Here is a 13,965-nt window from a genome sequence, read left to right as displayed (position 1 = left end):
GCGCCCCGGGCGGCGTGTTGTCTCCGGCGGCCGGGCTCGCGTCACCTATTCCCCCCCCCCACCCCCCCCCCAACCACACCTCACCTGCGTAAACAGGGACCCGTCAACAGTGCCGCGCCGCCCCGGCCGCGGCTAGCCTGACGCCATGTTCGAAGCTTCCTTGCTCTGGCTCCTGATCCCGCTGGGCGCGCTGCTCGCGGTGATCTTCGGCGGCGTGCTCATCATGCGTCTGCAGAAGAAGGTCCGCGAGCCGATCTTCCCGGGCGGCACGGAACCGGCGGGCGGGGGCGCCGGCGGCACGTTCCAGCAGGGAGCCGGGGAGAGCCGTGAGGACTTCGTCCGGCGGCACCGTCACCGGCCGGGCGTGGTTGCCGATGGCGTGACCCTGGTGGACCTGTACGACCGGATCAGGCGGCTCGAGCACCGCATCGCCGTGCTCGAGGGTGACAATGACTGAATATCCGGCTGGAGCCTACGGGCCAACATGGGTGACGTGCCCTCAGATGGAACATCTGATCTCCTCTACGACGGTGAGGGCGACGGTGAGTGGGCATGGTTGAGCCTGAGCTGATCTTGATCGGCTACTGGTCCGGTGAGCGGGCTCCAGGTTGGCCGTCACCGAGTGAGTTCGTTGACGTGTCGTGGGATTCTGATACGCGCGACCTGGTCGCGGATTACTTGCAGCGGGGGTTTGTGGTGCGGGCCTATATGGGTTATTCGCCGTGCCGGATCTGCGGACGCAACAACGGAGATCTAGAACTCAGTGACGGGACGTTCGTCTGGCCCGACGGGCTGGTCCATTATGTGAGCGATCATGCTGTGCGACTGCCAGACAAGTTCGTATCGCACGTGCTGGGAGAGATTTCCTCCTACGAGAGCGCCGGTCGGGAGGAATCGTGGTGGCGCGGGCAGCATGGCCAGGTTGATTGTGTCTAGTGCTTGTGCGATCCAACGCAGGGGTCGAGGTCAAGTGTCTGTCGTCCGCCGGGAGTACGTCGCGTGATCTGGGCCGTCCAGGGGCATGCGAAGTTCGGTCGGCGGACAGTGGTCGAGTGGATAGTTCTGCCGGAATGGGTTTCCGATCAAATGATCGCCCACGGCCTAGGTGTGTCGGAGGATGTACGTTCCGGCGTATGGCCGCTCTCGGACGACTTCGCGTCTCGGTTTGAAACATCTCCGGCAGCAAGCTTCGACGTCGGAGGTTCCACGTAAAGATGGAATATTGCGTGGAGTTCGTCGCGGACGATTGATAGCGCGCCCCGCGTGGTCGTTCGGACCGGTCGCAGCCTGGCCAGCATTCGTGCCCGGACCACCCCACAACCACCACCCAAGCCCCACAGACACGACAGGCCCCTACCCCCGGACGCGGTAGGTTCTACCCCGTGACATCCCCGTTCGACCGGATCCGCCCGGCGGCCACCACCGCGCGCCAGGTCTCCGACCTCGCCGCCGCGTTCGGCCTCACCATCGCCCCAGGTCATCCCGCTGATGCCGCGGTCACCTGCGTGGCCTCGGACAACCGGGTCGCCAGGCCGGGAGACCTCTTCGTGGCCGTCCCCGGTGCCCGCGCGCACGGCGCGCAGTTCGCCGCCGACGCCGTCGCGCGCGGGGCCAGCGCCATCCTCACGGACGCGCGCGGAGCCCAGCTGATCGACGCCGACAACAGCGTCCCCGTGCTCGTCGCGGACGAGGACCCCCGAGGCATCCTTGGCCAGCTCGCCGCCTGGGTGCTGGGCAACCCCGCCGAGGACCTGATGACCTTCGGCGTCACCGGCACCAACGGCAAGACCACCACGACCTACCAGCTCGACCACCTCCTGCGGTCGCTCGGCTGGAAGGGCGGCCTGATCGGCACCGTCGAGACCCGTTCCGGCGACCGCGTCATCCCGAGCGTCCTGACCACCCCCGAGGCCGCCGACCTGCAAGCCCTCCTCGCCGCGATGCGCGAGGACCACGTGCGCACGCTCGCCATGGAGGTCTCCTCTCACGCGCTCGCGCAGCACCGGGTCGACGGCGTCGTGTTCGGCGTCGCCGGGTTCACCAACCTGACCCAGGACCACCTCGACTTCCACGGCGACTTCGAGTCGTACTTCGCCACCAAGGCCGACCTGTTCACGCCCGCCCGCGCCCGCCGCGGCGTCGTCACCGTCGACGACGCCTGGGGCGAACGCATGGCCGAGGCCGCGCAGATCCCCGTCGCGACGCTGTCGACCAGCGCGAAGGACGCCGACTGGACCGTGACCGACGTCGCGCCGTCGGGCACCGGGTCCGCCTTCACCCTCACCCACCGCGACGGGCGCACCCTGCGCACCTCCACCTCGCTGCCCGGCGGCTACAACGTGGCCAACGCGGCCCTCGCGGTGACGATGGTGCTCGAGGGCGGCTCGGACATCCGCGACGTGACCGACGCGCTGGCGGCGGGCAACGGCCTGAGCGCCACCGTCCCCGGCCGCATGGAGGTGCTCGCGACCGCCCCGCGCGTGGTCGTGGACTTCGCGCACAACACCGAGGCGCTCGAGCTCAGCCTCGCCGCCCTGCGGCCGACGACGTCCGGCAGGCTCGCTGTGGTCTTCGGCGCCACGGGCGACCGCGACCCGGGCAAGCGGCCGTTCATGGGCGCCGCCGCCGTCCGCGGCGCGGACGTGGTCTACGTGACCGACGACGACCCCCACGACGAGGACCCCGCGAAGGTGCGGGCAGAGGTGCTCGCGGGCACCGGGACCGACGGCACGCCCGGCCGGACCGTCGATGCGGCGGACGGCAGCGGCTCGCGTACCGTGGAGGTCCACGAGGTCGCCCCGCGCGCGGACGCCATCCGCGCCGCGATCCTCGCGGCCGGTCCGGACGACACCGTGCTGGTCGCAGGCCGCGGGCACGAGACCGTCCAGGAGATCGCCGGCGTGGACCACCAGCTCGACGACCGCGTCGAGGCACGCGCCGCGCTGGCGGACCGGGCTGTGCGACCTCAGCAGAACGTGTAACCCCAGCAGGACGTGCAAGCCCAGCAGGACGCGCAATCCCAGCAGACCCAGCAGACCCAGCAGTACGCGTAGCCAGAGCAGGACCCCGTGCAGGAGAGGACACCACAGGCATGATCGAGCTGACTGCGGCCCAGGTCGCTGCAGCCACCGGCGGGCGGCTGCACGCCGACCCGGACGTGACGGTCACGGGGGCGGTGATCATCGACTCGCGCGACGCCGCGCCCGGTGTGCTCTTCGTGGCGCTCCCCGGCGACCGGGTGGACGGCCACGACTACGCGGCCGCCGCGGTGGCCGCTGGTGCCGCGCTGGTGCTGGCCTCCCGCGAGCTGGACGGCCTGCCGACGGTAGTGGTGGACGACCCCCAGGCGGCCCTCGGCGAGCTGGCGCGCTACGTCCTCGCGACGGTGCGCGACACGTCGACCGGCGCAGCGGTGCCCAAGGTCGTTGCCGTCACCGGCTCGGTGGGCAAGACGACCACCAAGGACCTGATCGGCCAGCTCCTCACGCCGGAAGCGGGCAACGAGTCGGGCGGCGAGGACGCGATCATCTTCACCAAGGGCTCGTTCAACAACGAGATCGGCCTGCCGCTGACGGTCCTGCGCGTCACGGCCGCCACGCGCTACCTCGTGCTCGAGATGGGCGCAGACCGCGCAGGCAACATCGCCTACCTCACGGGCATCGCGCCGCCCGACATCGGCATCGTGCTCGCGGTGGGCGTCGCGCACATCGGCCACTTCGGCAGTGTCGAGATCATCGCGAAGACCAAGTCCGAGATGGTCTCCGGCGTCGTCGACGGCGGCTCCGTCGTGCTCAACGCCGACGACCAGCGGGTCGTCGCCATGGCGAGCCTCGCCGGCCCGGGCACCACCGTCCAGACCTTCGGCACCATCCCGGCCGCCGACGTCCGCGCCGAGGACATCACCATCGACCCCATGGGCAGGGCGAGCTTCACGCTTCGTGTCGCCCGCGGTGGCGAGGCCGACGAGCAGTGTGCGGACGTCGCGCTGCGGCTCGTCGGAGCGCACCACGTGAGCAACGCGCTCGCTGCCGCGACGGCGGTGCTGCGCCTCGGCGTGCCCCTGCCCGACGTCGCGAAGCGGCTCTCCGAGGCCACCGCGCTGAGCCCGCACCGGATGGCCGTCACCGAGCGGCCCGACGGCGTCACGGTGATCGACGACGCGTACAACGCCAACCCGGACTCGATGAAGGCCGCGCTGCGCACCCTAGCGGTGGTGTCCGGCCGGACCCGCCGCTCGGTCGCGGTGCTCGGCGAGATGCTCGAGCTCGGCGACAGCGCCCGTGCGGCGCACGACGAGATCGGCCGGCTCGTGGTGCGGCTGAACATCAAGCAGCTCGTCGTGATCGGCCAGGGCGCCTACCACATCCACGAGGGCGCCATGCAGGAGGGGTCCTGGGGTTCGGAGTCGATCTTCGTGCCCGACATCGCCGCCGCCCGCGAGCTGCTGGACGAGTCGCTGGAGGCCGGCGACGTCGTGCTCGTGAAGTCTTCCCTCGGCGCAGGGCTGACGGCGCTCGGGGACCACCTGTCCGGGGCCACGACCACAGAGGACAACCACAAGTGATCGCGATCCTGGTCAGCGCCGCGGTGGCGCTGCTCGTCGCCCTGCTGGGCACGCCGGTCTTCATCAAGTTCCTGATCCACAAGAACTACGGCCAGTTCGTCCGGCAGGACGGCCCCACCGGGCACTTCATCAAGCGCGGCACGCCGCAGATGGGCGGCGTCGTCATCATCGCGGCGACCGTGTTCGGCGTCGCGGCCTCGATGCTGGTGTCCCAGCGGCTGCCGAGCATCTCGGCGCTGCTCGCGCTCTACCTCATGGCGGGCCTCGGCCTGATCGGGTTCCTCGACGACTTCACCAAGATCCGCAAGCAGCGGTCCCTCGGCCTCACCCCCCGCGCCAAGCTGATCGGCCAGGGGATCGTCGGCATCTCGTTCGCGGTGCTCGCGCTGCAGTTCCCCAACGAGAACTCGCGCACCCCGGCGTCGACCAAGATCTCGTTCCTGCGCGACACCGAGTTCGACCTGGCCTTCGCCGGCGCAACGGTCGGCCTCATCCTCTTCGTGATCTGGGCGAACCTGCTGGTCTCCGCGTGGTCCAACGCGGTGAACATCACCGACGGCCTCGACGGACTGGCCACCGGCGTCTCGATCATCACCTTCGGCACGTACGTGCTGGTCGGCATCTGGCAGCTCAACCAGTCCTGCCAGATCGTGGCCACGGCCGGACCACGCTGCTACGAGGTGCGTGACCCGCAGGACCTCGCGATCGTGGCCGCGGCCGTCACGGGTGCCTGCGTCGGCTTCCTGTGGTGGAACGCCAACCCCGCCAAGATCTTCATGGGTGACACCGGCTCGCTCGCCCTGGGCGGTGCTCTGGCCGGCCTGTCGATCCTGAGCCGCACCGAGCTGCTGGCCGTGATCATCGGCGGCATGTTCGTGCTCATCGTCTCGTCGGTGGTGATCCAGATCACCTCCTTCAAGCTGACGGGCAAGCGGGTGTTCAAGATGACGCCGCTGCACCACCACTTCGAGCTCTCCGGGTGGGGCGAGGTCACGATCGTCATCCGGTTCTGGCTCATCGCCGGGCTGTTCGCGGGGATCGGGATGGGCATCTTCTACGCCGAGTGGGTCGTCTCGTGACGGACGCGCCCGGCCCAGACACCTACGGGACCGTCGAGCCGCGGGTCCCGCTCGGTGCGGCCCGGGTGGTCCTGGCCGGCCTCGGTGTCACCGGCCGCTCGCTGCGGGGCGTCCTGACCCCGCGCGTCGCGTCCCTGGTCACCGTCGACGACAAGGCCGACGACGCCGACCACAGGGCGCTGGACGCCGACGGCGCCGCCGCCGTGCTCGCCGAGGCGGACCTGCTGGTCGCCTCGCCGGGCTTCGCGCCGCACCACCCCGTCGTCGTCGCCGCGCTGGCCGCGGGCGTGCCCGTGTGGAGCGAGGCCGAGCTGGCGTGGCGCCTGCGGGTCGACCGCCTGGGCTCCGACCGCCCGGCCGAGTGGCTGGCCGTGACCGGTTCCAACGGCAAGACGACCACCGTCGAGATGCTGGCCGCGATCCTGCGGGCCGCCGGCCTGCGCACCGCCGCCGTCGGCAACGTGGGCAGGTCCCTCGCCGAGGCGGCGCTCGACCCGACCCTCGACGTCCTCGCGGTGGAGCTCTCCAGCTTCCAGCTCCACTTCACGCACACGATGTCGCTGGAGGCCGGCGCGGTCCTCAACGTGGCCGCCGACCACCTCGACTGGCACGGCACCCTCGACGCGTACGCGCGCGACAAGGGCCGCATCTTCGAGAACGTCAAGGTCGCCTGCGTCTACAACGTCGCGGACAAGAGGACCGAGGACCTGGTGCGCGAGGCCGACGTCGTCGAGGGCGCACGCGCCGTCGGCTTCGTGGCGGGCATGCCGGGTCCGGGCGACCTCGGCCTGGTCGACGACGTCCTCGTGGACCGCGCCTTCCACGCAGCGGGGGACGATCCGGACCGCCGCAAGAGCGCAGCGGAGCTCGGCACCCTGGCTGATCTCAAGCAACTCGGCGATCACAACGGCGTCGTGCCTTCGCACATCGTGGCCGACGCCCTGGCCGCCGCCGCGCTGGCCCGCGCGCACGGCGTGCCCGCGTCCGCCGTCCGCGACGGGTTGCGGTCCTTCGGGCCGAGCGACCACCGCATCCAGCGCGTCGCCGAGGCGGACGGCGTCACGTACGTGAACGACTCGAAGGCCACGAACGCGCACTCCGCTGCCGCCTCGCTGGCCGGCTTCGCGCACGGCACCGTCGTGTGGATCGCGGGCGGGCTGGCCAAGGGCGCCACGTTCGACGAGCTCGTCTCGTCCCGCGCCGACCGGATGCGCGCGGCGGTGGTGATCGGCGCGGACCCCCGGCCGCTGGCCGACACGCTGGCCCGACACGCGCCGAAGGTCCCGGTCGTGGTGATCGATCCCGGTGACACTGGGTCCGTGATGCGCCGGGCGGTAGCCGCAGCGCGGGACCTGGCCCAGCCGGGGGACACCGTGCTGCTGGCCCCTGCGGGCGCGTCGCAGGACCAGTTCACCTCCTACGTCCAGCGCGGCGAGGAGTTCGCACGCGTGGTGCGTGAGCTCACCGCCTGAGCCGGAGGGACGGGTATGGCCACGACGAGTACGAACCGCGGCGCTCCCGCGCGTTCCTGGCTGGGCCAGTGGAACTCGAACGTCTCCAGCTACTACCTCCTGGTGGGCGTCACGGGGCTGCTGACCGTCATCGGCCTGATCATGGTGCTGTCCAGCTCGACCGTGACCTCGATCGCCGCGGACGAGTCGCCGTACGCCGCGTTCCTCGTCCAGGCGCAGTACGCGCTGATGGGCCTGCCCGTGCTGCTGATCGCCGCCCACCTGCCGGTCCGCTGGTACAAGCGGCTCGCGCTGCCCGGTCTCGCGATAGCGCTCGTGCTGCTCGTCGCGGTGATCTTCATGGGAGAGGTCACCAACGGCCAGCAGAACTGGCTGGTGTTCGGGCCGGTGCGCTTCCAGCCGTCCGAGCTCGCCAAGCTCGCGCTCGCCATCTGGCTCGGCACGGTGCTCGGTCGTAAGCAGGCGCTGCTGGGGAGCTGGTCGCACGCGATCCTGCCCGCTGTGCCGGGCGCCGTCGTGGTGCTCGGCCTGGTGCTCGCGGGCGGGGACCTCGGCACGGCGCTCGTGATGGGCCTCCTGGTGGCCGGCGCCTTCTTCGTGTCCGGCGTGCCCATGTCGCTGATGACGCTCGGCGCCGTGCTCGCGGCCTTCGTCGTCGGCTACGTGTTCATCCTGCAGCAGGGTTCCGGAGACCGGCTCCAGCGCATCATCGCGACCTACGGCGCCGAGTGCGACGCGGCCTCCGACTGCTACCAGTCGCTGCACGGCCTGTTCGGCCTGGGCACCGGCGGGCTGTGGGGCGTCGGCCTGGGCGGGAGCCGCGAGAAGTGGAACTACCTGCCCGAGGCGCACAACGACTTCATCTTCGCCGTGATCGGCGAGGAGCTCGGCCTGTTCGGCACGGTGCTGGTGCTCGCGCTCTTCGCGGTGCTCGGGCTGGCGATGAGCCGGGTGATCTGGCGGCACACCGACCCGTTCGTCAAGGTGACCACGGCCGCCGTCGGCTGCTGGATCGTGGGCCAGGCGTTCATCAACATCGGCGTGGTGATCGGCGTCCTGCCGGTGATCGGGGTGCCGCTCCCGCTGGTGTCGGCGGGTGGGTCCGCGCTCATCACGACGATGGCGGCGCTCGGGATGGTGATCTCGTTCGCCCGGACCGAGCCGGGGGCTGCCAAGGCACTGGCTGCACGCGGTAGCGTCGTGCGCAAGTCACTGGCTGTGCTGGGCGGCGCGGTTCGTAGACGGTAGAAATGTGCACGGTGGCTCCATCCGTGACGAGATCCGGCACCTCAGGTCTTGTCGCGGCGGGGCGGCCGCGCACCGATCCGCCCGGGCCGTTCGGCCGGGCGACGACGAGAAGGTGATGATGAGCTCAGCAGTTGTGTCGGTGGTGCTCGCCGGTGGCGGTAGCGCAGGACACGTGAACCCCCTGCTCGCGGTGGCCGACGAGGTACGGCGCAGGGAGCCGGGCGCACGCGTGCTCGCGCTCGGCACCACCACCGGTCTGGAGGCCGAGCTCGTGCCGGCGCGCGGCTACGAGCTGCGGCCCATCCCGCGCGTGCCGCTGCCCCGGCGCCCCAGCCCGGACCTGCTGCGGCTGCCGGGCAGGCTGGCCGCCGCCGTGCGGTCGGCGGAGGACGCGATCGACGAGATCGACGCGCAGGCGGTCATCGGGTTCGGCGGGTACGTGGCCACGCCGGCGTACCTCGCGGCCCGGCGCAAGGACATCCCGATCGTGATCCACGAGCAGAACATGCGCCCCGGCCTGGCTAACCGCCTGGGCGCGCGGTGGGCGTCCCGGGTCGGGCTCACCTTCGCCGGCACACCGCTGCGCGGCGGCGTCCTCACGGGACTGCCCTTGCGGCAGGCCATCGCGGCGCTCGTGCAGGAGCGCGAGGCCGACGCCGCGGGCGTCCGGGTCCGCGCCGCCGCCGAGCTGGGCCTCGACCCCGCGCTGCCGACCCTCGTCGTCACGGGCGGTTCCCTCGGTGCGGTGAACCTGAACCGCGGGGTGTCCGGCGTGGCGGCCCAGATCCTCGCCGCGGGTGCCCAGGTGCTGCACCTGACCGGCAAGGGCCGCAGCCCCGAGGTGCTGGAGACGCTGGCGGCGGTCCCCGACCTCGACCGCCGGCGCTACCAGGTCCGCGAGTACCTGGAGCAGATGGAGCTCGCCTACGCGGTGGCTGACCTGGTGGTCTGCCGGTCCGGCGCCGGTTCGGTGGGCGAGCAGGCCGCGCTCGGCATCCCGGCGGTCTACGTGCCGCTGCCCATCGGCAACGGCGAGCAGCGGCTCAACGCCGCTCCGCTCGTGGCGGCAGGCGGCGGCCTGCTGGTGGACGACGCGGACCTGACACCCGAGTGGGTGGCCACGAACGTTCCCCCGCTGCTCGCGGACCGCGAGCGGCTCGGTGTCATGGCGAAGGCCGCTCGGTCGGCCGGCACCACCGACGGCGCGGCACGTGTCGTCGATCTCGTCGAGGAAGCCGTACGGTCAGCAGGTACCGACACCACGGAGGTCAGGTCATGAGCACCACGGTCACGGATCAGATGACGGATCAGGTCGCGAAGCTCGGCCGCGTCCACATGATCGGCATAGGCGGGGCGGGCATGTCCGTGGTGGCGCGCCTGCTCGCCGGGCGCGGCGTGCCGGTGCAGGGCTCGGACGCCGCCGACTCGGAGACGCTGGAGGCCCTGCGGGCCGAGGGCGTCAAGGTGTGGGTCGGGCACGACCCCGCGCACCTCACGGGCGTTGACTCGGTGGTGATCTCGAGCGCCGTGCACGAGGACAACCCGGAGCTGGCGGCCGCCCGCGCCCGCCGCCTGAACGTGCTGCACCGCTCGCAGGCGCTCGCCGCGCTGATGGAGGGGCGGCGCGGCGTCGCCGTCGCCGGAGCGCACGGCAAGACGACGACGTCGGCGATGATCGCGACGATCCTGCGCGAGGCTGGTCTCGACCCGTCGTACGCGATCGGCAGCACGGTCCGCACCGCCAGTGGCTCGACGCCGGGCGGTCACCTCGGGACGTCCGACGTGCTCGTGGCCGAGGCCGACGAGTCGGACGGCTCGTTCCTGAACTACACGCCGACCATCGCGGTGGTGACGAACGTCGAGGCGGACCACCTGGACCACTACGGCACCCCGGAGGCGTTCAGCGGAGCGTTCATCCGGTTCGCGCGCCGTCTGGTCCCCGACGGCTGGCTCATCGCGTGCGCCGACGACGAGGGTTCGCTCTCGGTGGGCGCCACCATCTGCGCGACCGGTGGCCACGTCATCACCTACGGCACCAGCGACACGGCCCGCGTGCGGGTCACGGACATCTCGACGACGCCGGAGGGCACCACCGCCGTCCTGCGCGGCGACATCCTCGGCACCAACGAGCAGGTGGCCGACGGCGCGGGCGTGTCGGGCAACGTGCCGGGCATCCCGATGCGGCTCTCGGTCCCCGGCAAGCACAACGTGCTCAACGCGACCGCCGCGGTGATCGCAGCGGTGAAGCTGGGCGTGGCGCCCGAGCAGGCGGTCGCGGGCGTCGAGGCGTTCGTCGGCACGGGTCGGCGCTTCGAGGAGAAGGGCATCTCGGACGGCGTCCGCGTCATCGACGACTACGCCCACCACCCCACGGAGATCCGGGCCATCCTGACGGCCGCCCGCGAGATCGCCGACGGCGGCCGGGTGCTGGTCCTGTTCCAGCCGCACCTCTACTCGCGCACCAAGTTCTTCGCCGACAAGTTCGCGCTGGAGCTGTCCGCGGCCGACGAGGTGGTGGTCACGGACATCTACGGGGCCCGCGAGGAGCCCGACCCGTCGGTCACCGCGAACACCATCGTCGACCTCATGGCCGACCACGGTGCCGTCTACGCGGTGCCGGACCGCCTCGACGCCGCGCACGCGATCGCCGACCTCGCCCGCCCGGGCGACGTGGTGCTCACGGTCGGTGCCGGTGACGTGACGCAGCTCGGGCCCGCCGTCCTGGCGCGCCTGAACGGCCGCGTGGCGACCGGTTCGGCCACGGGGCTGGGCGAGGACTGATGCGACCGCCCGCGCGTCCTCGCGCCGCGGGCACGGCACGGCCGCGCCCCGCAGGCGACGGTCCGGCACAGCAGGAGTACGACGGCCAGGAGGCCACGGGTCCGACCGCCCGCGGCGTTCGGGGTGACGGGCCGGTGCAGGAGTCCGCTCAGCGGTCTCCTGCACCGGCCGCGCCCGGCCGCAGGCCGTCCGGTGCGAAGGCACCGGCCCAGCGGCGCCCGGTCGAACAGCTCACGCCGGCGGGTCCGGCGCCGGCGAGGCTCCCGGCGAGCCGACCCGGCACGGCGCGCGCGACGCCGTCGGGCCTCCGTGACGCCGTGGTCTCGGACCAGCTTGCCGACCGGCTCGCCGAACGCACGGCGATGGCCCGCTACCGTATGTGGCGGCGGATCGGCTGGACCGCCCTGGCCCTGGCGGTCACCGCGGGCCTGGTGTGGGTGACGTTCTTCTCGCCGCTGCTCGCGCTCGACCCCGAGCAGGTTCACGTGTCCGGGCAGGGCACCACCGTCGACGTCGAGCAGGTGCGCGAGGCGGTGACCGACGAGGCGGGCACACCGCTGCCGCGCCTCGACACGGTGGGTCTGCGCGAGGAGATCCTCGCGATGAACGCCGTCAAGAACGTGGCGATCACGCGCGCGTGGCCGGACGGCCTGACGGTGCGGCTCACCTCCCGCGAGCCGGTGGCCGCCGTCCCGCAGCCTGGCGACGTGTACGCGCTGATGGACGCGGAGGGCGTGCGGGTAGGCACGGTGGAGGACGCCCCCGACCACCTGCCGTCGATAGTGGTCTCGCTCACCGACGACGAGGCCGGGCGGCGGGCCATGAACGCGGCACTCGAGGTGCTGGGCGCCCTGCCGCGGAAGCTCGCGGGCAGCATCCAGACGGTCAGCGCGGCGACACAGGACGACGTGCGGACCACGCTGTCGGACGGGCGCGTGATCCGGTGGGGGAGCGGGGCGCAGGTCGAGCTCAAGATCAAGGTGGCCCAGACCCTGCTGCGCGCGGAGCCGTCGGCGACGACCATCGACGTCTCGTCGCCCGCCCTGCCGGTCACACGCTGACCGGCACCTGCCGGTTTGGCCCCGGGTGGGGTGAATGACGCCGAGGTCGGGCTCGTGACGTCGCAGGTCAGGCGCGGAACACCGCAGATCGGTCTTCTGACGTCGCTGGTCAGGCCGGTCGCGGCCGAAAATGACATCCGTGTGATTTCTCGCGTGCATCGGTGCGCGACACGCGCGACGATGTCTTCGACACACCTCGACGACGCACCTACCGTCGAACTCAGCAGCAACCTGACATAACTCTAACCCTCTACCTCAACCTGAGGGTTCTGGGATGAGAGTCGGGACTCGGGACCCGATCGAAAGGCAGACGACGTGGCAACTCCGCAGAACTACCTGGCAGTGATCAAGGTGGTCGGTATCGGCGGCGGTGGTGTGAACGCCGTCAACCGCATGATCGAGGTCGGCCTCAAGGGCGTCGAGTTCATCGCGATCAACACGGACGCACAAGCACTCCTGATGTCGGACGCCGACGTCAAGCTCGACGTCGGGCGGGAGCTCACGCGCGGCCTCGGCGCCGGCGCGGACCCCGAGGTCGGCAAGAAGGCGGCGGAGGACCACGCGGAGGAGATCGAGGACGTCCTGCGCGGCGCCGACATGGTCTTCGTGACGGCGGGCGAGGGTGGCGGCACCGGCACGGGCGGCGCACCCGTGGTCGCACGGATCGCGCGCTCGCTCGGCGCGCTGACGGTAGGGGTGGTCACCCGGCCGTTCACGTTCGAGGGCCGGCGCCGTGCGGTGCAGGCCGACAGCGGCATCGAGAACCTCCGCGACGAGGTCGACACGCTGATCGTGATCCCGAACGACCGGCTCCTGTCGATGTCGGACCGGAACGTGTCCGCCATCGCGGCGTTCCACTCGGCCGACCAGGTGCTGCACTCCGGTGTGCAGGGCATCACCGACCTCATCACGACGCCCGGTCTGATCAACCTCGACTTCGCGGACGTGAAGTCGGTGATGCAGGGTGCGGGCTCCGCGCTCATGGGTATCGGCTCGGCCCGCGGGGAGGACCGTGCGGTCCAGGCCGCTGAGCTGGCGATCTCGTCGCCGCTGCTCGAGGCCTCGATCGACGGCGCGCACGGCGTGCTGCTGTCGATCCAGGGTGGCAGCGACCTCGGTCTGTTCGAGGTGCACGAGGCCGCGCGCCTGGTGCAGGAGGCGGCGCACCCCGAGGCGAACATCATCTTCGGTACGGTCATCGACGACGCCCTGGGCGACGAGGTGCGCGTCACCGTCATCGCTGCGGGTTTCGACGGCGGTCTGCCCAAGGAGCGCAAGGACAACCGCGCGCTCGGCCAGGTGGCCGGTGCCGTCACGAGCCCAGCGGCGACGCGGAGCCCTGCGACCGCGCCGGTGCCGCTGCCCGACGTGTCCGACGCGGCACGCCGCGCACCGGAGCACCACCACGGCAACGGCATGCCGCCGTCGGTCCCGCCGGCGCACCAGCCCTCGCCGGTGTCCACCCTGCCCCGCATCATCGACGACGAGGGCTCCGACGACGTGCCGCGCACGCTCGACGAGCCCGCCGTCGTGGTGCACGGTTCGTTCAACCGGCAGGAGGTCTCGCGCGAGCAGGGCGAGCGTGTGGAGGTGCCGCCGCTGTACGACGAGAACCCGCGTCGTGCCGCGGAGGACCTGGACGTCCCAGACTTCCTGAAGTGACCCGGACCGAGGCCGTCCGCCGGGTACTCTCGCACCCGTGAGCGACAGCCGGAGACTCCCAGGCGTGGGGCCCCCCCAGCACCGCGACGGGGGGGGAC

11 protein-coding genes are annotated in these 13,965 nt (G+C 71.6%); all 11 read left to right on the top strand.

Features of this window, described 5'->3' with window-relative positions; genetic code table 11:
• The first annotated feature begins 145 nt into the window (after positions 1-145).
• The 11 genes from ACFWE2_RS19305 (at position 146) to ftsZ (ending at position 13,867) form a co-directional block, all read left to right on the top strand.
• The gene (locus tag ACFWE2_RS19305) at positions 146-457 is read left to right on the top strand and encodes a hypothetical protein (protein ID WP_377225834.1); all 312 of its coding nucleotides are present in this window, start codon (positions 146-148) and stop codon (positions 455-457) included.
• 95 nt (positions 458-552) lie between these two features.
• Positions 553-936, top strand: coding sequence for a hypothetical protein (locus ACFWE2_RS19300; protein WP_377225833.1), 384 nt, complete (start codon positions 553-555; stop codon positions 934-936).
• Between the two features lie 446 nt (positions 937-1,382).
• Entirely contained in the window at positions 1,383-2,981 is a 1,599-nt protein-coding gene (locus tag ACFWE2_RS19295; protein WP_377225832.1) for a UDP-N-acetylmuramoyl-L-alanyl-D-glutamate--2,6-diaminopimelate ligase, read from the top strand.
• Between the two features lie 110 nt (positions 2,982-3,091).
• A complete protein-coding gene (murF, locus tag ACFWE2_RS19290) occupies positions 3,092-4,564 on the top strand; it encodes a UDP-N-acetylmuramoyl-tripeptide--D-alanyl-D-alanine ligase (protein WP_377225831.1) in 1,473 nt (490 codons plus the stop codon).
• Complete coding sequence (mraY, locus tag ACFWE2_RS19285) at positions 4,561-5,643, top strand: phospho-N-acetylmuramoyl-pentapeptide-transferase (protein WP_377225830.1); 1,083 nt, start codon at positions 4,561-4,563, stop codon at positions 5,641-5,643. Before murF ends, mraY begins: the two co-directional genes overlap by 4 nt.
• The gene (gene murD, locus ACFWE2_RS19280; protein WP_377225829.1) at positions 5,640-7,115 is read left to right on the top strand and encodes a UDP-N-acetylmuramoyl-L-alanine--D-glutamate ligase; all 1,476 of its coding nucleotides are present in this window, start codon (positions 5,640-5,642) and stop codon (positions 7,113-7,115) included. The genes mraY and murD overlap by 4 nt, the downstream gene beginning before the upstream one ends.
• Before the next feature lie 15 nt (positions 7,116-7,130).
• On the top strand, positions 7,131-8,363 hold the full coding sequence (locus tag ACFWE2_RS19275) for an FtsW/RodA/SpoVE family cell cycle protein (RefSeq protein WP_377225828.1): 1,233 nt from the start codon (positions 7,131-7,133) through the stop codon (positions 8,361-8,363).
• A gap of 115 nt (positions 8,364-8,478) precedes the next feature.
• Positions 8,479-9,642: an undecaprenyldiphospho-muramoylpentapeptide beta-N-acetylglucosaminyltransferase gene (murG, locus tag ACFWE2_RS19270; protein WP_377225827.1), complete on the top strand. Its 1,164-nt coding sequence runs from the start codon at positions 8,479-8,481 to the stop codon at positions 9,640-9,642.
• Positions 9,639-11,144, top strand: coding sequence for a UDP-N-acetylmuramate--L-alanine ligase (gene murC / locus ACFWE2_RS19265; RefSeq protein ID WP_377225826.1), 1,506 nt, complete (start codon positions 9,639-9,641; stop codon positions 11,142-11,144). Before murG ends, murC begins: the two co-directional genes overlap by 4 nt.
• Positions 11,144-12,205 carry an FtsQ-type POTRA domain-containing protein gene (locus ACFWE2_RS19260; protein WP_377225825.1) on the top strand — a complete coding sequence of 354 codons (1,062 nt, stop codon included), beginning with the start codon at positions 11,144-11,146 and terminating at the stop codon, positions 12,203-12,205. Before murC ends, ACFWE2_RS19260 begins: the two co-directional genes overlap by 1 nt.
• Positions 12,206-12,520: 315 nt before the next feature.
• Positions 12,521-13,867 (top strand): cell division protein FtsZ, encoded by a 1,347-nt coding sequence (gene ftsZ / locus ACFWE2_RS19255; RefSeq protein ID WP_377225824.1) that lies wholly within the window; start codon positions 12,521-12,523, stop codon positions 13,865-13,867.
• Positions 13,868-13,965: the final 98 nt, after the last annotated feature.

Source organism: Promicromonospora sp. NPDC060271 (assembly GCF_042726755.1).
Taxonomy (GTDB): domain Bacteria; phylum Actinomycetota; class Actinomycetes; order Actinomycetales; family Cellulomonadaceae; genus Promicromonospora.
Note: the sequence above shows the minus strand (reverse complement) of the source record. Positions and strands in the feature narration are given on the sequence as shown.

Bases quoted from the DNA above. Each gene is read 5' to 3' on its own strand.
- ACFWE2_RS19305 (WP_377225834.1), top strand. From the start codon at position 146: ATGTTCGAAGCTTCCTTGCTCTGGCTCCTGATCCCGCTGGGCGCGCTG.
- ACFWE2_RS19300 (WP_377225833.1), top strand. From the start codon at position 553: ATGGTTGAGCCTGAGCTGATCTTGATCGGCTACTGGTCCGGTGAGCGG.
- murF (WP_377225831.1), top strand. From the start codon at position 3,092: ATGATCGAGCTGACTGCGGCCCAGGTCGCTGCAGCCACCGGCGGGCGG.
- ACFWE2_RS19275 (WP_377225828.1), top strand. From the start codon at position 7,131: ATGGCCACGACGAGTACGAACCGCGGCGCTCCCGCGCGTTCCTGGCTG.
- murG (WP_377225827.1), top strand. From the start codon at position 8,479: ATGATGAGCTCAGCAGTTGTGTCGGTGGTGCTCGCCGGTGGCGGTAGC.
- murC (WP_377225826.1), top strand. From the start codon at position 9,639: ATGAGCACCACGGTCACGGATCAGATGACGGATCAGGTCGCGAAGCTC.
- ACFWE2_RS19260 (WP_377225825.1), top strand. From the start codon at position 11,144: ATGCGACCGCCCGCGCGTCCTCGCGCCGCGGGCACGGCACGGCCGCGC.